The sequence below is a fragment of the Trichlorobacter sp. genome (assembly GCF_034008105.1).
Taxonomy (GTDB): domain Bacteria; phylum Desulfobacterota; class Desulfuromonadia; order Geobacterales; family Pseudopelobacteraceae; genus Trichlorobacter.
In genome coordinates this window covers 158,475-174,728 of record NZ_JAVEPN010000001.1, presented here as the reverse complement: position 1 = coordinate 174,728, position 16,254 = coordinate 158,475, and the positions used below count along the sequence as shown (strand labels likewise).

The 16,254-nt window shown below is 57.6% G+C and carries 16 protein-coding genes; 7 read left to right on the top strand and 9 right to left on the bottom strand.

Annotated elements, in window-relative coordinates; translation table 11 throughout:
• Positions 1-135: 135 nt before the first annotated feature.
• Positions 136-339 (top strand): cold-shock protein, encoded by a 204-nt coding sequence (locus RBQ93_RS00810; protein ID WP_320370095.1) that lies wholly within the window; start codon positions 136-138, stop codon positions 337-339.
• Between the two features lie 40 nt (positions 340-379).
• Here the strand turns inward: RBQ93_RS00810 and RBQ93_RS00805 are convergent, their stop codons facing one another.
• From RBQ93_RS00805 to rplM, 4 genes are all read right to left on the bottom strand, one after another.
• Complete coding sequence (locus RBQ93_RS00805; protein ID WP_320370094.1) at positions 380-2,200, bottom strand: YgiQ family radical SAM protein; 1,821 nt, start codon at positions 2,198-2,200, stop codon at positions 380-382.
• Positions 2,197-3,237: an N-acetyl-gamma-glutamyl-phosphate reductase gene (argC, locus tag RBQ93_RS00800; protein WP_320370093.1), complete on the bottom strand. Its 1,041-nt coding sequence runs from the start codon at positions 3,235-3,237 to the stop codon at positions 2,197-2,199. Before argC ends, RBQ93_RS00805 begins: the two co-directional genes overlap by 4 nt.
• Positions 3,238-3,320: 83 nt before the next feature.
• Entirely contained in the window at positions 3,321-3,713 is a 393-nt protein-coding gene (gene rpsI, locus RBQ93_RS00795; protein WP_320370092.1) for a 30S ribosomal protein S9, read from the bottom strand.
• A 39-nt stretch (positions 3,714-3,752) separates the two neighbouring features.
• Positions 3,753-4,181 (bottom strand): 50S ribosomal protein L13, encoded by a 429-nt coding sequence (rplM, locus tag RBQ93_RS00790; RefSeq protein ID WP_320370091.1) that lies wholly within the window; start codon positions 4,179-4,181, stop codon positions 3,753-3,755.
• 210 nt (positions 4,182-4,391) lie between these two features.
• Between rplM and gatC the strand changes: the two genes are divergently transcribed.
• The 6 genes from gatC to rimO are packed head-to-tail and all read left to right on the top strand — an operon-like array spanning position 4,392 to position 10,149.
• Positions 4,392-4,679 (top strand): Asp-tRNA(Asn)/Glu-tRNA(Gln) amidotransferase subunit GatC, encoded by a 288-nt coding sequence (gene gatC, locus RBQ93_RS00785; RefSeq protein WP_320370241.1) that lies wholly within the window; start codon positions 4,392-4,394, stop codon positions 4,677-4,679.
• 15 nt (positions 4,680-4,694) lie between these two features.
• Positions 4,695-6,152 carry an Asp-tRNA(Asn)/Glu-tRNA(Gln) amidotransferase subunit GatA gene (gatA, locus tag RBQ93_RS00780; RefSeq protein WP_320370090.1) on the top strand — a complete coding sequence of 486 codons (1,458 nt, stop codon included), beginning with the start codon at positions 4,695-4,697 and terminating at the stop codon, positions 6,150-6,152.
• Positions 6,149-7,579: an Asp-tRNA(Asn)/Glu-tRNA(Gln) amidotransferase subunit GatB gene (gene gatB, locus RBQ93_RS00775; protein ID WP_320370089.1), complete on the top strand. Its 1,431-nt coding sequence runs from the start codon at positions 6,149-6,151 to the stop codon at positions 7,577-7,579. The genes gatA and gatB overlap by 4 nt, the downstream gene beginning before the upstream one ends.
• Positions 7,580-7,591: 12 nt before the next feature.
• Complete coding sequence (locus RBQ93_RS00770; RefSeq protein ID WP_320370088.1) at positions 7,592-8,296, top strand: outer membrane lipoprotein carrier protein LolA; 705 nt, start codon at positions 7,592-7,594, stop codon at positions 8,294-8,296.
• An 11-nt stretch (positions 8,297-8,307) separates the two neighbouring features.
• Positions 8,308-8,793 (top strand): YajQ family cyclic di-GMP-binding protein, encoded by a 486-nt coding sequence (locus RBQ93_RS00765; protein WP_320370087.1) that lies wholly within the window; start codon positions 8,308-8,310, stop codon positions 8,791-8,793.
• A 36-nt stretch (positions 8,794-8,829) separates the two neighbouring features.
• Complete coding sequence (gene rimO, locus RBQ93_RS00760; protein WP_320370240.1) at positions 8,830-10,149, top strand: 30S ribosomal protein S12 methylthiotransferase RimO; 1,320 nt, start codon at positions 8,830-8,832, stop codon at positions 10,147-10,149.
• A gap of 49 nt (positions 10,150-10,198) precedes the next feature.
• Here the strand turns inward: rimO and RBQ93_RS00755 are convergent, their stop codons facing one another.
• The 5 genes from RBQ93_RS00755 to RBQ93_RS00735 are packed head-to-tail and all read right to left on the bottom strand — an operon-like array spanning position 10,199 to position 16,170.
• Positions 10,199-10,705, bottom strand: a complete 507-nt coding sequence (locus RBQ93_RS00755) for a hypothetical protein (protein WP_320370086.1) — start codon at positions 10,703-10,705, stop codon at positions 10,199-10,201.
• Positions 10,680-12,098, bottom strand: a complete 1,419-nt coding sequence (locus tag RBQ93_RS00750) for a glycosyltransferase family 2 protein (RefSeq protein WP_320370085.1) — start codon at positions 12,096-12,098, stop codon at positions 10,680-10,682. The genes RBQ93_RS00755 and RBQ93_RS00750 overlap by 26 nt, the downstream gene beginning before the upstream one ends.
• A 3-nt stretch (positions 12,099-12,101) precedes the next feature.
• Positions 12,102-13,202 carry a HEAT repeat domain-containing protein gene (locus RBQ93_RS00745; RefSeq protein WP_320370084.1) on the bottom strand — a complete coding sequence of 367 codons (1,101 nt, stop codon included), beginning with the start codon at positions 13,200-13,202 and terminating at the stop codon, positions 12,102-12,104.
• Between the two features lie 2 nt (positions 13,203-13,204).
• Complete coding sequence (locus tag RBQ93_RS00740; RefSeq protein WP_320370083.1) at positions 13,205-14,707, bottom strand: YaiO family outer membrane beta-barrel protein; 1,503 nt, start codon at positions 14,705-14,707, stop codon at positions 13,205-13,207.
• On the bottom strand, positions 14,704-16,170 hold the full coding sequence (locus tag RBQ93_RS00735) for a hypothetical protein (protein WP_320370082.1): 1,467 nt from the start codon (positions 16,168-16,170) through the stop codon (positions 14,704-14,706). Before RBQ93_RS00735 ends, RBQ93_RS00740 begins: the two co-directional genes overlap by 4 nt.
• Between the last annotated feature and the right edge of the window lie 84 nt (positions 16,171-16,254).

Sequence of the window (16,254 nt, the reverse complement as noted above, 5' to 3'; positions counted from 1 at the left end):
CGGACGTGTATGCAGCACTCTCACGTAGCACCCGCTGGATGTAGCCTGCCTTGGCGAATCTCCTGCACCGGTTCCGGAAACTTAGGCATCGACAGTATCCGGCACGACCGGTAACCCACGAAGGAGGAAGTAAAGATGGCTCAAGGCAAGGTCAAGTGGTTCAATGACACCAAGGGGTTCGGCTTCATCGAGCAGGAGGGTGGCGAAGACGTATTCGTACACTTCTCCGCTATCCAGAGCGAAGGCTTCAAATCTCTGGCTGAGGGTGAGACCGTTAGCTTCGACATCGTACAGGGCCCCAAAGGCCTGCAGGCAGCCAACGTCCTCAAGACAAAGTAGTCCTTTGTTGGCCGCAGACCACACACGCCCCGCTGAGTAATCAGCGGGGCGTTCTTTTATGCTGGTACTTTCTGTGTTGCTGCCTCACTGTCCCACCAGGCGTGTGCGAAAGATCCAGCCGATCCAGCAGATCAGACCGCCCCATCTCCTGCAGTCCCTTGCGAACCCGTGCTTGTTCTTCCGGCAGATGCAACAACAGCAGCCCTTTTTGAATTCTCCGCTCCCGGTCCCCCCGCGGCACATAGACCGCCTTGCCGTTTGCCGGATCAATTCCGGTATAGTACATACAACTGGCTGCAGTACCTGGTGTCGGCGTAAATTCCTGCACCTGCTCAACCTGCAGCCGTAAACGCCGTAACGCCAATGCCAGCTCGACCATCGTGTCGACCGTGCAGCCGGGATGCCCTGCCATCAGGTACGGCACCACACCCTGGCGCTTTCCCACCTTGCTACTTTCGTCGCGGAACCTGGCCAGAAAACGCTCAAACACCGCAGCATCGGGCTTGCGCATCAGTGCGGTCACCTTGAGCGCCAGATGTTCCGGCGCCACCTTCAACAAGCCGCCCACATGGTGCGCCACCAACTCCCTGAAGTAGTCAGGCTGCCGCTCCAGCAGATCATAGCGGATTCCTGAGGAAACCACGACTTGGCGCACACCCGGCATGCTGCGTATCTTCCGCAGCATGCCTACTGCCGGTGCGTCGCTGCACTGTAGGTTCGGGCAGATAGCAGGGTAGATACAACTGGGACGACGACAATTATGGCCTCTGTCCGGCGCCTTGCAGACAAGCCCGTACATGTTGGCTGTCGGCCCGCCCAGATCGCTGATCTGCCCCTTGAACCAACCTTTGGCAACCAGCCGCACCACCTCCTGCTGCACCGATGTTGCGCTGCGAGACTGGATAACCTTGCCCTGGTGCATGGTGATGGCGCAGAAGGAGCAGCCGCCAAAGCAGCCGCGGTGGGTGGTAATGGAACACTTGATCTGCTCAAAGGCGGGAATCTGTTCTTTGTAACGGGGATGGGGTTCCCGACTGAAGGGCAGGGCATAGAGGGCATCCAGCTCCTTCGGGCTGAGCGGCAGGGACGGCGGGTTACAGACCACCTGACGATCACCGCATGCCTGCACCAGCTGCTGGCCACAGTAGGGGTTCTGTTCCTGCTCCATAAGCCGGTGAGCATCGGCAAAGGTTGCCTTGTCTGCTGCCAGCTGCTCCCACGACGGAAGCGACAGGCAGTCTTCGCATACCTCACGGCCGACAAAGCAGCTTCCCCGCAGATCACGGATGTCGCTAAACGATTCACCGCTCTGCAAGCGTTTGGCCAGCTCCAGCAGCGACCGTTCCCCCATGCCGTAGATTAGCAGATCGGCCTTGGCATCCAGCAGGATCGAACGTCGCAGCTTGTCTTCCCAGAAATCATAGTGCGCCAGGCGCCGCAGCGAGGTCTCAATACCACCCAGCACTACCGGCACATCCTTGTAGGCCTCTTTCAGGCGCGAGGTATAGATGATGCTGGCCCGATTAGGGCGGCCACCGTGGCGATTGCCTGGCGTATAGGCATCGTCGTGACGCAGTTTTTTTTGCGGAGTATAGTGGGCCACCATCGAATCCATGGCCCCGGCAGAGACACCGAAAAACAGACGCGGCCGCCCCAAGGCCATGAACGCTTCCTTGGAACGCCAATCCGGCTGAGGGATGATCCCGACCCGAAAGCCGTGGACCTCCAGCCAGCGGCCCAATAGCGGCACGCCAAAGGCCGGGTGGTCGATATAGGCATCGCCGCTGACCAGAATGATGTCCAACGTATCCCAGCCGCGGCGACGGGCTTCTTCAAGGGTTGTGGGGAGATGGTGGCTCAAGGGTAAAGGGCCAGCCCTTCCAGGCCCTGTGTCTCCGGAAAACCACAGAGCAGGTTCATGTTCTGGACCGCCTGACCGGAGGCTCCCTTGACCAGGTTGTCAATGGCTGAGACCACAATCACCCGGTTGGTTCTGCTGTCAACAGTTACACCGATGTCGCAGAAATTGGAGCCCCGCACGAAGGCGGTGCAGGGCAACTGTCCCTTGGACAAGGGCCGTACGAACGGCTCGTCCCGATAAGCAGCAGCATACAGGGCCACCAGCTCATCAGTGGTGACCGCCCGTGTGGGCGTAGCGTAGATGGTGGACAGGATACCGCGGTCCATCGGCACCAGATGCGGGGTAAAGGTTATGGTCACCGGTTGCCCGGCCAGCTCAGACAGCTCCTGCTCGATCTCAGGCGTATGCCGGTGCAGGCCGCCCACGCCGTAGGCCTTGAAGCCCTCGTTGACCTCGCAGTACAGCGAATCCACCTTGGCCGCCCGTCCGGCGCCACTGACACCTGATCCGGAATCGGCGATGATGGTGGCCGGATCGATCAGACCGGCGTCCAGCAGTGGTTTTAGACCCAGGATGATGCTGGTGGGGTAACAGCCGGGGTTGGCCACCAGGCAGGCAGGCCTGATCGTTTCACGCCGCAGCTCGGGCAGGCCGTACACGGCAGCCTGCAACAATTCAGGATTCTTATGAGCTTCGTACCAGGCGCCATACACGGCTGGATCATGCAGCCGATAGTCGGCCGACAGATCGATTACCTTCCGACCGGCCTCCAGAAAGGCCGGCACCACTGCCATGGCGGCCTGGTGCGGCAGGGCTGTAAAGATCAGCTCAGCTTTGGCGGCGATGGTTGCCGGATCAAGCGGTTCAAGCAACAGATCGCAGCGCCCCCGCAAGGTCGGAAACAGGTCCGAGATCGGCCTGCCGGCACTCTGCTCCGAGGTAACACTGGTGATCGTAACCTCCGGGTGCCGGTCCAGCAGCCTGATAAGCTCAAGCCCGGTGTAACCGCTTGCACCAACAATTGCGACGGTGATCATAGAGCCTCCAGAAATGGCGAAAGGGAACGCCCTGGCGGGCCCTCCCTTTCAACCGTGCTTGATGTCGTTCTACCGGCGAAAAATTAACGCTTGGAGAACTGGAAGCGGGCGCGGGCTGCTCGGCGACCGTACTTCTTACGCTCCTTGACGCGCGAATCACGAGTGATGAAGCCTGCCTTCTTCAGGTTGGCCCGCAGCTCGGGATCGGCTTCCAGCAGCGCCTTGGTGATGCCGTGCTTGATGGCACCGGCCTGGCCGGAGTCACCACCGCCACAGACGTTGACGAAGATGTCGAACTTGCCGACGTTTTCGGTCAGTTCCAGCGGCTGACGCACCACCATCTTGGAGGTCTCGCGACCGAAGTACTCATCCAGGGTTTTGTTGTTGACCACAATCCGGCCTGCGCCGGGCTTGAGCCACACACGGGCAATGGAGCTCTTCCGCTTGCCGGTACCGTAAAAACTGACAGCTGCCATGATACTATCTCCTCGAAAACGTAAACGTTAAACCGTTGATTACAGGGTCAGCGCCTTGGGCTGCTGAGCCTCATGGGGGTGAGCGGAGCCGGTATAGACCTTGAGCTTCTTCAGCATGTGGCGGGCCAGCTTGTTCTTGGGCAACATACCCTTGACCGCCTTGCGGATCACCTCTTCCGGCTTCTTGGCCAGCATCTCACCGGCAGTGGCCTCTTTCAGGCCGCCAGGGAAACCGGTATGCCGGTAGTACACCTTACCGGCCAGCTTGTTGCCGGTCAGGGCAATCTTGTCGGCATTCAGCACGATCACAAAGTCACCGGTATCGACACTGGGGGTAAAGATCGGCTTATGCTTGCCGCGCAACACATTGGCAATCTGGGTGGCCAGGCGACCCAGCACGACATTTTCCGCATCCACCACGAACCACTGATGGGTAACTTGCTCTTTTTTTGCAACTTCGGTTTTCATTGCGATCCTCACACCGACCCATGACTTTTGGGCCGAATTGGTTGTACGAAGAGGTGCACATTACGACAGCCTCCCCTGGGGTGTCAAGCAAAAAATACTCTGGCTACCCTGAACAGAGTTGCCAGTAATCGCCCTTTTATGCTAGAGAGAATAGCTTGCTGACCTGAATTGGGGCAGGATAGAGCCCCGGAAGAGGACAACCAGACCACTATGAGCATCACCCGCGCCGAGATTGAACATGTCGCCCGCCTGGCCCGCCTGACGCTGAGCGACAGCGAGCAGGAACTCTTTGCCAGCCAGATGTCCGCCATCTTGAGCTATGTGGAGACCCTAAACGAATTGAACACCGACGGCATTCTGCCCACCGCCCACGCCGTGCCGATGGAGAACGCCTTCCGCCCCGATGTCGTGCAAGCCTCCATAGGCATCGACAAGGCACTGCACAACGCACCCGACCGGGTTGAGACCTTTTTCCAGGTCCCCCCGGTGATCGAATAGAACAGGACGCGCACCATGGAACTGCATACCCTGACCATCCATCAACTGCACCAACAGCTCAAGAACCGCACGGTTTCCTCTGTGGAAGCGACCAAGGCGCTGTTGACACGGATCGAGGCAACTGATAGCCGGATCAATGCCTTCATCACCGTGGCTGCCGACCAGGCCCTGGCAGCTGCCGAAGCCGCCGACCAACGGATTGCCAACGGCGATTGCCAGCTGCTGACCGGCATTCCCCTGGCCCTGAAGGACATCTTCCTGACCGAAGGGGTGCGCACCACCTGCGCCTCCCGGATACTGGAAAACTTCATCGCCCCCTACGACGCCACCGCCTGGGCCCGCCTGAAGAGTCAAGGAGCCGTATTGCTCGGCAAACTGAACCAGGACGAGTTTGCCATGGGCTCATCCAGCGAAAACAGCGCCTTTGGCCCCACCCGCAACCCCTGGGACACCGACCGCATCCCCGGCGGTTCCTCTGGTGGCTCGGCCGCGGCCGTTGCAGCCCAGCAGGCCATCGCCACCCTGGGCACCGACACCGGCGGCTCGATCCGTCAGCCAGCCGCCCACTGTGGCTGCGTCGGCCTCAAACCGACCTACGGCCGGGTGTCCCGCTATGGCGTGATCGCCTACGCCTCGTCCCTGGACCAGGTCGGTCCGGTTACCCACGACGTGACCGATGCGGCCCTGCTGTTGCAGACCATCGCCGGTCACGACCCCAAGGACTCCACCAGCATCGACCAGCCGGTACCGGATTACCGCGCCAGCCTTACAAACGACGTCAAGGGCCTCACCATCGGCCTGCCCAAAGAATATTTTATCGAAGGGCTCGATCCGGACGTGCAGGCATCCATGGACAACGCCATCGCCCACCTGAAGTCACAGGGGGCCGAGTTCCGCGAGATCTCCTTGCCCCACACCAGCTATGCCGTGGCCTGCTACTACCTGATCGCCACCGCCGAGGCCAGCTCAAACCTGGCCCGCTACGAAGGGGTCCGCTTCGGCCATCGCGCCAAGGACAGCCAGGGACTGATCGAGATGATGATGCAATCGCGGGCCGAAGGGTTCGGTGCCGAGGTTAAGCGCCGCATCATGCTGGGCACTTACGCCCTCTCCTCCGGCTACTACGACGCCTACTACCTGAAGGCACAGAAGGTGCGCACCCTGATTCAGCGTGACTTCAGCGAGGCCTTCAAGCAGGTCGATGTTCTGCTGACACCGGTAACCCCCACCCCAGCCTTCAGGATCGGCGAAAAGACCGCCGACCCGTTGCAGATGTACCTGTCCGACATCTTTACCATCCCGGTCAACCTGGCCGGCATCTGCGGCATCTCGCTACCGGCCCGGCCGGCCTCAAACGGCCTGCCGATCGGCCTGCAACTGATCGGTCGCCCCTTTGGCGAAGAGACGATCCTGCGGGCGGCCTACAGCTTCGAACAAACCACCGACTGGCACAGACAGAAGGCAGCACTATGAGATTCCAACCCGTTATCGGCCTTGAGGTCCACGTCCAACTCAACACCCAGAGCAAGATCTTCTGCGGCTGCTCCACCCGATTCGGCGCCGAGCCGAACCAGAACACCTGCCCGGTTTGCCTGGGACTGCCCGGCGCCCTGCCGGTACTGAACCGACAGGTGGTTGAAGCAGCCATCATGGCCGGCCTGGCCACCAACTGCTCCATCGCCCACCGCAGCATCTTTGCCCGCAAAAACTATTTCTACCCCGACCTGCCCAAGGGCTACCAGATCAGCCAGTTCGAGCAGCCGATCTGCGAAAAGGGCTGGCTGGAGATACAACTGGAGGGCCAAGCCCCCAAACGGATCGGCATCACCCGTATCCATATGGAAGAGGATGCCGGCAAACTGGTGCATGGGCTGGGCAGCGGCTCCGGGGTCGACCTGAACCGGGCCGGCACACCACTGCTTGAGGTGGTCTCCGAGCCGGATTTCCGCTCCGCTGACGAGGCGGTGGCCTACCTGAAGCAGCTGCATCAGATCGTGACCTACCTCGGCATCTGTGACGGCAACATGGAGGAGGGGTCGTTTCGCTGCGACGCCAACGTCTCGGTGATGCCGGTCGGTTCCGCCACCTTCGGCACCCGGGCCGAGATCAAGAACGTCAACTCCTTCAAGTTCGTCAAGGCCGCCATCGAGTACGAGATCAACCGTCAGATCGACCTGATCGAGGACGGCGGCAGGGTAGTGCAGGAGACCCGCCTGTTCGATCCCAACTCCGGCAGCACCCGTTCGATGCGGGGCAAGGAAGAGGCCCACGACTACCGTTATTTTCCCGATCCCGACCTGGTGCCGCTGGTGATCTCCGCCGACTGGGTGGAGCGCACCGAAAAGGAGCTGCCGGAACTGCCGGCCATCAAGCGGCAGCGTTTCATCACCCAGTTCGGCCTGTCGGAGTACGATGCCGAGGTATTGACCGCCGCCCGCTCACTGGCGAACTATTTTGAAGAGACCGCCGCCTTTGCCCACAATCCCAAGGCTGCCGCCAACTGGGTGATGGGCGAGGTAACCCGCGCCTTGAACGACAATGGCCTGACGATCGACAGCTGCCCGGTGGCGCCCCGCCGCCTGGCTGATCTGCTGCACCTGATCGACAAGGGGACCGTCTCCAATAACATCGCAAAAAAGGTCTTCGAACTGATGTGGCAGAGCGACAAGGAACCGGCCGCCATCGTTGAAGAGCAGGGCATGGCCCAGGTCTCCGACAGCGGCGCCATCGAGGCGGCCATTGATCAGATCCTGGCTGCCAACCAGTGCCAAGTTGAGGAGTTCCGCAGCGGCAAGGACAAGGTCTTTGGCTTCTTTGTGGGCCAAGTGATGAAGGCCATGAAGGGCAAGGCCAACCCGGCAGTGGTCAATGATCTGCTACTCAAGAAACTGAAAGCGTAAGGGGTACCATCCATGGGACGACTGCTTGCTATTCTGCTCTCCCTCTGCTGCCTGACCAGCCCTGCCCTGGCCGCCCAAGCCACCCTGACCGAGGTGGTGGCCACCCTCGAGGCAGGCTATGCCGACTTGCGGGATCTGCAGGCCAGTTTTTCCCAGACCACCACCCTGGCCGGCTTTCCCAAACCCCAGAAGGGTCATGGCACCCTGGCCCTGCGCCGCCCACATGGTGCGGCCGCCCAGTTCCGCTTTGATTATGCCGTACCGCAACAGGTGATTGTCTCCAACGGCAAGCAGGTCTGGTTCTACCAACCGGAGAACCGACAGGTGCTGGTCAGTTCCCTGGAGGGGATGTTCGCGGGCGGCAACGGCATTGCCCTGGCCTACCTGACCGGCCTGGGTAACGTGGCCAAAGACTTTACCGCCAGCCTGGCCAAGCAGCCACAGGACAAGCGGGGCAATTACCAACTGGAACTGACCCCCAAAAGGCCGACCCCGACCCTGGCCAAGCTGCGCCTGACCATTGACGGCACTGCCGTCAGTCGCTACCAGGCCGAGAAGAGCCTGAACAACAGCTTTCCGATTGTAGCCTCGGTGGTGGTGGATGGTGTCGGCAATCAGACCCGCATCGACTACAGCCGCATCAAGGTTAACAGCGGCCTTTCAACCGCCCGATTCACCTTCAAAGTGCCGCAAGGCGTCGAGATCATCAAACCGTAGGAGGAACGCAGATGCCGTCGTTTGACATCGTATCCAAGGTAGACATGCAGGAGGTCGACAACGCCGTCCACCAGGCCATCAAAGAGATCGGCCAACGTTACGACTTCAAGGGGTCCAAGAGCGAGATCAGCCAGGAGAAGGACAGTATCAAGGTACTGGCCGACGATGATTACAAGCTCAAAGCGGTGATCGACGTACTGCAGTCAAAGTTTCTCAAGCGCAACATCTCGATCAAGGCACTGCAGTACGGCAAGGCTGAAGCAGCCTCCGGCGGCATGCTGCGCCAAATCATCACCGTCCAGCAGGGTATCTCCAAGGAAAAGGGCAAAGAACTGATTGCCGTGATCAAGGAGAGCAAGCTCAAGGTGCAGGCCCAGATTCAGGATGACCAAGTCAGGGTAACCGGCAAAAACCGCGACGACCTGCAGGAAACCATCCAATTGCTCAAGGGCAAGGATCTGGGTGTAGAGATGCAGTTCACCAACTTCAGGGATTAGGAGGCCAGGGTGGCCGACGCAAAGCAAAAAGTAAGCATGGTCAGCCTGGGCTGCCCCAAAAACCTGGTGGATGCCGAGGTGATGTTGGGTGTTTTGGCCAAGCAGGGCTATGAGATCACCACCGACGAGCACCAGGCCGACGTGATCATCGTCAACACCTGCGCCTTCATCAAGGAGGCCCGTGAGGAAAGCGTGGACGCCATCCTTGACCTGGCGGACCGCAAACATGAAGGTTCCTGCCATACCCTGATTGTGGCCGGCTGCATGCCCCAGCGTTATCAGGAAGAGCTGGCCAAGGAGCTGCCCGAGGTGGACATCTTCATCGGCACCGGCGACTACCCGCGGGTGGCCGAGATCCTGGCCGAACACCAGGCCCAGGAGGGACAGCTCAAATACGTCGGCGACCCCAACTATATCTACGACGAGACCCTGCCGCGACTCAACTCGTCGCCAGGCTGGTACGCCTACCTGAAGATCGGCGAAGGTTGCTCCAACTGCTGCACCTACTGCGTGATCCCCTCCATTCGCGGCGGTTACCGCTCCCGCCCTCTGGAGGCGCTGGTGAGTGAAGCCAAACGCCTCGTTGCCGGCGGCGTGCGCGAAATCATCCTGGTCTCCCAGGATATTACCCGCTATGGCAGCGACCTGACCGATGACACCAGCCTTTCAGACCTGATCCGCAGCCTGGCAAAGATCGAGGACCTGAAGTGGATTCGTCTGCTGTACGCCTACCCGGATGGCATCGATGAGCAGTTGATTGAACTGCTCAAAACCGAGCCTAAGTTGTGCAAATACCTGGACATCCCGATCCAGCATATCAGCGACGGCGTCCTGGCCCGGATGAACCGCCGCTCCACCTCCGAGCAAATCCGCACCCTGGTGGAACGCCTGCGCTCTGAAATTCCCGAGATCGCCCTGCGCACCTCGCTGATCGTCGGCTTCCCCGGCGAGACCGTGGACGACTTCATGGAGCTGACCCGCTTCGTGGAGCAGGCCAGGTTCGACCGGCTGGGTGTGTTCTGCTACTCGAAGGAGGATGGCACCCCGGCCGCCGAGATGCCGGATCAGGTCTCAGAACGGGTAAAAAAGGAGCGCTACCGCAAGCTGATGAAGGTACAAGCCCGGCTTTCTTTCCGTCGTAATCGGGCCCATGTGGGGCAGGTGGAACAGGTGATTGTCGAGGGTTACAGCGAGGAGACCGAGCTGTTGCTGAAAGGTCGCACGTCACACCAGGCGCCGGACATCGATGGCCAGGTCTACATCACCTCCGGCCAGGCCAACGTCGGCGACATCGTCGCCTGCCGGATCACCGATTCATCAGACTACGACCTGATCGCCGAGATGGTGGAGGGGTAGAGCGTTGCAACTCGACCAGTGGTTCTGCTCTGCTAGCACCAGTGCGGCGCTATCTCTGATTAATCATCGCCTGCCGCACGAGCCCGACCCGCCTGCGGCCACCGTAGCAGTGGATATAAAAACGTTTATCTGGATTGCGTCTCAGGATCTGCATTACGGCACTTACCTGCTTCTGGTTGCTAACGTCATGCAAATGCAGTGAGCTCATCGGCACCTTGTACAGCTTGAGTCCAAACGGAGCTGCGTTCTTTTCCTCCAACGCCTGCAACATCCGCTCTGGCGGCAGAGTATCGTCCAGCAGGCTGATCACGGCAACCACCCCTCGCAGTTTGAGGACCTGCAGTTCTTGACGATGTGGGTAGGGGCCAAGCGCAACAGCCGGACTTAGTTGTTGTACCGGCGCCCGGGTTAGATCATGGCACACCCCAAGCAGTTGCAGCTTTGGTGACAGACTGCACAGGATGACCGCCACCATGCCAAACAGCGCGACGCCTGTCAAAAACAAACGGGGCAGCACGTAAGCTGTTTTTTTAATAGGCCGCTTTACGATTTTCATTATTCATCTCGTGCCGTTTAGGCTTACCCCAGCTTGAACGCCAAAATGTAACCGTTGCGATCAACCGTTCCACAGCGATAAGCTGCCGGTAGCCGGCAAACTCAAACAATCCCGCCACTGACAGTATCATCAAATCCTTGACCCGGGCATAGCGCCGAAAGACAACATTATCGAGCAGCAGCCCCCCCAGGTTGAGCCATGCGCCCCACAACACTGCAAGCGACAGAAAGAGCAGAGCAAATTCACAGTTAACCAGCTCAAAGTAAAAAAACAGCACGAAACCCGCGTAGCCGACAAACTCTATGGCCGGACCAAAAGCCTCAAAGAGAAGGAAGTAGGGCAACGCCACCAGGCCGACCAGACCATAACGAGGATTTCCCATCATGCTCCGGTTGTACAGAAGGGTTTCCACCAACCCCCGGTGCCAACGATTACGCTGCACCAACAACGAATGCCAGTCCGCCGGTGCTTGAGTCCAGCAGACCGCATCAGGAAGAAAACAGACCCGGTACGGCATCTTCTGGTCACAACAATAACGATGTAACCGCACCACCAGATCCATATCTTCACCGACGGTTTTGCGATAACCGTTGATAGCCATCACCACATCCTTGCGAAAGACCCCGAAGGCGCCAGAAATAATCAACAGCCCATTCAGGGCACTCCACGAGCTGCGCCCCACCAAAAAACCGCGCAAGTATTCGATGGCCTGAAACCGTTCTACCCACTTGCCCGGCGCATGAACATCCGTCACCTTGCCATTGGTCAAATTACAGCCGTTAAGAATCCTTACCACACCTCCGGTGGCAACCACACGACGGTCCTGCACAAACATTTTGGCGGCACGCATCAGGGCGTTTGGCTCAAGGATTGAATCAGCATCTACACAGCAGAAGAGCGGATAGCGCGAGGCATTCAAGCCTGCATTCAAGGCATCGGATTTACCACCATTACGCTTGTCAATCACCCGAAGCTGGTCGCTCATCAGCGAAACATATTCGTGCACTACCGGCTCGTGTTCCAAGCGGGCCTGAAACGGTCGTGGCACTGGCACCAGTCGAAAAGCTTCAATTAAACGCTGCAGAGTCCTGTCGTTTGAGCCATCATTCACCACCACCAGTTCGTACTCAGGATATTTGAGTCCCAACAGCAAGGAAATCGAGGTGATGATCGAAAGTTCCTCGTTGTAGGCTGGCACGATAATAGAGATCGGCCGATAGTAGGAACCGACCACCAGGTTATTAATATGATGATGGCTCGCAAGGGTCAGTTGCCGCGGAATAGTGATCAGTGCTAATAGGGTAAAAAAAGAGTAATAGCTGTTTATGGCAATAAAAAAACCTAGTGTCAGCAGCTGCCACATCAAAAGCAGGAGTATAAAGGTATCCAGCATACCTCAATACTCCCGGAGCATATAGAAAGAAATATCACGTACGAAACGATCCTGGCTTGCGAGTCCCGACTCTTCCAGCAGTGCTCGTCCTTCTGCACCAAAGGCAACAAGCGCCGATGCGGCGTTCATTCGCACCTGATAGCTGGCGTCCCCCAGCAGCTCAAAGAGTCGACGATATGCGCCTGAAACAGACACAGCCGCCCGGGCCGCCACGGCGCGGACACGCCAATCAGCGTGTCCCAGCGCCGGCAGGATCAGCCTGCCATCCGGATCGCCCCCCATTTCGCCAAGAGCGCGTAAACAGCTGATAACACAGCCTGGATCATGCTGTGCATACTGGAAATAATTGACAATCGCCGGTGAAGCCAACAGAAAACGGCATCCACCACATGCCTCAATCAAGTCCCGTTTGAAAATGGCGGGTACCAGCTCACTACACAGCATCTGTTCACAAAGCAACGCCGCTTCACTGCTGAGATTTTGCATCAGCAAGCTTTCCAGCAGGTTTTGAAAAAGATGTTCGTTGAATTTTGAGGAGATGACCGGTTGCCTCCCCAGATGCGACATAATCAACTTCAGATCGCTAGGTTCTCCTACGAGGCTGATCGACCAGAGCAGTTTTGTCACCACATGCAGATCCTGCTCTCTCAAGAGGTGGGCTCGCAAAACAGGGAGATTTTCCGGTAGCCGCAACAGTCCTAATCTTTCAACGCTCTCCAAACGCGGCCTCCAAAAACGGGACTGCAATTGCGGCACCAAATGTTCCGAAACCTTCAAGCGGCGGGACAATTGCTGCAGCGACATGCGTCGCTCCGCGAGCGTTCCTTCCTCAAGATAGATCAAGACATCTGCCAACACCTTCCATTCCCAGGACTTACTGGGCAGAGAAAAATCACATGTGACATCGCCAAGACAGCTGAGACAATCCGCAAGATACCGGCTTTTGCACTGAAGCTGTCGCTGCTCCTGACGCTCCAGTAAAAATTTGTGAACAACCATGATCATCCAGAGTATGACAATCGCCCCCCCTAAAAAATAGGTGATTGCCAGCAGGAACTGTCGGCCATGCATCTGCACAAAAAGCTGATAGACATATTCGTTCACAGCTACCACCATCGCCTGATGAACAGACCGCCGCCTGTTTTTTCATACAAATGTTCACGGTTTTCATAAAACAATTCAGCCCCCATGCTTACTAGCGGGGTAACGCGATACTCTGACTCAACGCGACCCCCAATAGTAAAAAAACGCTCAAGGTCACGGGCATCCCCCAACCGCTCACCGGTTTCACCGATTGTTACACCCAGCTTTGAACTTACACGGTATGTCGGCTGCCACATCACACTGGTATGGGATGAAACGGTGCCATTTTCGACAACGACATGCAGCTGCTCGGCAAGGGACCAACCATTCGGCAAATACCAGCTAAGGCGAGGGGTAACAAGGTGTACAGCTTCATCGGCAAAGGCAAGCCGGGTTCCTCCCAAGGCTAACTCCCAGCTGCCAACAGCCTGGCCCAACTCTGCTTTAAGTGCATAATGCGGCAAAAAAGACGCACTAGGAGCAAAAAAACCTGCCACCATCAACGTCCTGCGCCGGTCCTCACTCAAGTTGATGTAGAGCTCTCCACCGAGCTGCGCGTCGTGTTCACCATACCGCGAGACCCAACCTCCCTGCAGCACCGTGGTCAAACCTGGCATTCGATAGGTTAAGGCAAGATCGAGCTGCTTTTCCAGGGGCATACCCCGTGAATCATCCGCAAACAGCATTCCCAGGCGAACATTATGCTGCCGCAGTCGATAAGGCAAAGCAGGTTCAGCGAGCTCCAAATCAACCTGCTCCTGTTGGGCCAGAGATTCGAAAAAGCTGCGAGCACCGTTTAGATCACCTGCCAAAAGCAGCTGCTCAAGTTCTTGCTGCTGCTTTTGGCGTCTCATCCGTTCCATCGCCAGCACTAGCTCGTCACGCAGTGCAACCGAGTCTGAACGCCGCTGCCAGTCCGCCGGCAGTTTGCGAAGTTGCTCCAGTGCATCGGCCTGCCTGCCGCTTGCACCAAGCGACCGAATCGACATTAACACCAGATCACTGTCGTCGGCATACTGGCTGCGTAGCCTGCTGAAGGTCCGGTAGGCTGCATCTGCCTCGCCTGATTTAAGCTGCAGTAATCCAAGACGCCGACAACTCTCGTACGGCTCCCGCCCCTGGCAGCAGAGCTGCTCAAGTACAACTAATGCACGTGAAGTTTCGCCCGCACGTTCCCACGATGTTGCTTGTTCAAGCTGCATGAACGTTTCCACCCGCTCCAACAGACGAGAAAGCTCATGATCGTGACGCTGAGCCAATGAACATCGCAGATAAACAAAAGCCGCGTCATACTGTTTCTGCCACGCCGCCAGCCGCCCAATAAATGCAGCTACTTCTGGGTTATTCGGGTAGTGTTGCTCCAACTGCCGCAAGACCATTTCTGCTTCTGCATACCGCCCCTCGCCACTAAGTTGTCGCACCTGTGCAATCGCTTGCTCATAGTCAAGCGGAACCTCAGCAGCATGGCTCGCTACGCAGACTATCAACATGGCGCCAAGACAAGCTGTTAGAAAATAAGATCTCATTGAGTACGTTCCAACACTTCTAGACTGTGCAGCACCCAGCCGTTAAACGAGGTGAACGGAGGTCGCTGCCTAAGCAATGCAGACAATAATTCGGGTGCACCGGCCAGAGAGAGCGTATCGCCCTTCACCTGATAACTGTTAATAACGCGCCAACGGCGTCCAGCAAGTTCTAGATCACTCTTCTCGCCCTCAGCAGCCGCTCGCAATACGAGATGCTCTTCGTCTGCCAACGGCGTGAGTTCGATTCCGAGCCAGACCGGCTTATCGACCCATTCAGCGGCGGCAAGAATCGGCGTACTGATCTGAACCACCTCGTCATAGTCACGGCGGTAGGCCATGACCACCACCTCATCGACGCGCTGCAAGACTTCCTGTGCCAAGTCACGTCCAGCTGTAGCTACCTGGGCAAACCAGAACGGAATTGCTGCCGACAGGGGCAAACCTGGCCCTGCCTGCCGCCTAGCCTCGTCAAACAGGGCAAGATAGGCGGCAATATGTCGAGCCTTATTAAGAGAAAAGTCTTTTTGCAAATATGGTTCAACATCCAACTGAAAACCGCTGAACGCAAGATGCGGATGTTCTCGGTTGAAGGCAGCTACAGAGGCTATCCGTTTAAGCATCGAAGAACTTTGCATATGTCCATCCGGCGCGCCATCCAAAGCATAAACGGCAACACCGGCAGCTCGCGCTAGTCTCAGAAATGGCGCATAACGCGGCAGGTAATCGTCAACCTGAAGATAGAGACGGGTGATTGCATGTCGCTGCAGCTTTTCCAGAACAACCGCTTCATGACCGATCACCTGTCGTACATCCCACAGCCAGGCAGCGCGCCCGGCCCGCTGAGCAGAAACAAGTGAACGCTGCAGGGTAATCCCCTGCAGCTCAAGACTGCCGGCAGCACTTTTCAGACGTAAAACGAAATAACGACACCGTGCACGATCAAACGAGACGGGCAACTGCTGCAGACTGAAACGTTGACTGCCTGCACTGCGGGTCAAAGGCCTCAACACGTGATTGTCCTGCCGCTGCGCAAGCCGGTCATCGGCAACAGATAGCTGCCAATCCCCCTGCCAGGTGCCGTGTAAGGTTAGCTCATGATACGGGAGAAGATTTACTACATCAGCCCTGGACGCAAGCTGCAATATCAGACCACCGGCACCTTTGCCTTTTTGAAATCGCCCTCCTCCCAGGGCTTTAAGTGACCCATAGGGTTTCGCCCCAATTATCGGCAAAGACCGTTCGGGCAGCTGCAATCGGGAATTTGAAGGTTCTGCCTGTGAGGCATAGTATTCGAGATGTGACAACTGACCACTAACTCGCACAACCTCAAGGCGGTCGGCCACGGCAACAAGGTCGTTGTCAGCCAAACGCTTAACCGCCGACCAATCGGTGGCAGTTACTGATGTTGCTATAAAAACAAAGCCAACACACAACGCAGCCCATTCAAATCGTTTAACGCGCACCACCGCACCTCATTCTTCTCAACCTTCAAAATTTTTAATAATTACATAAAATTTCTATATTTCAAGCGCTCAAACAAGATTTAT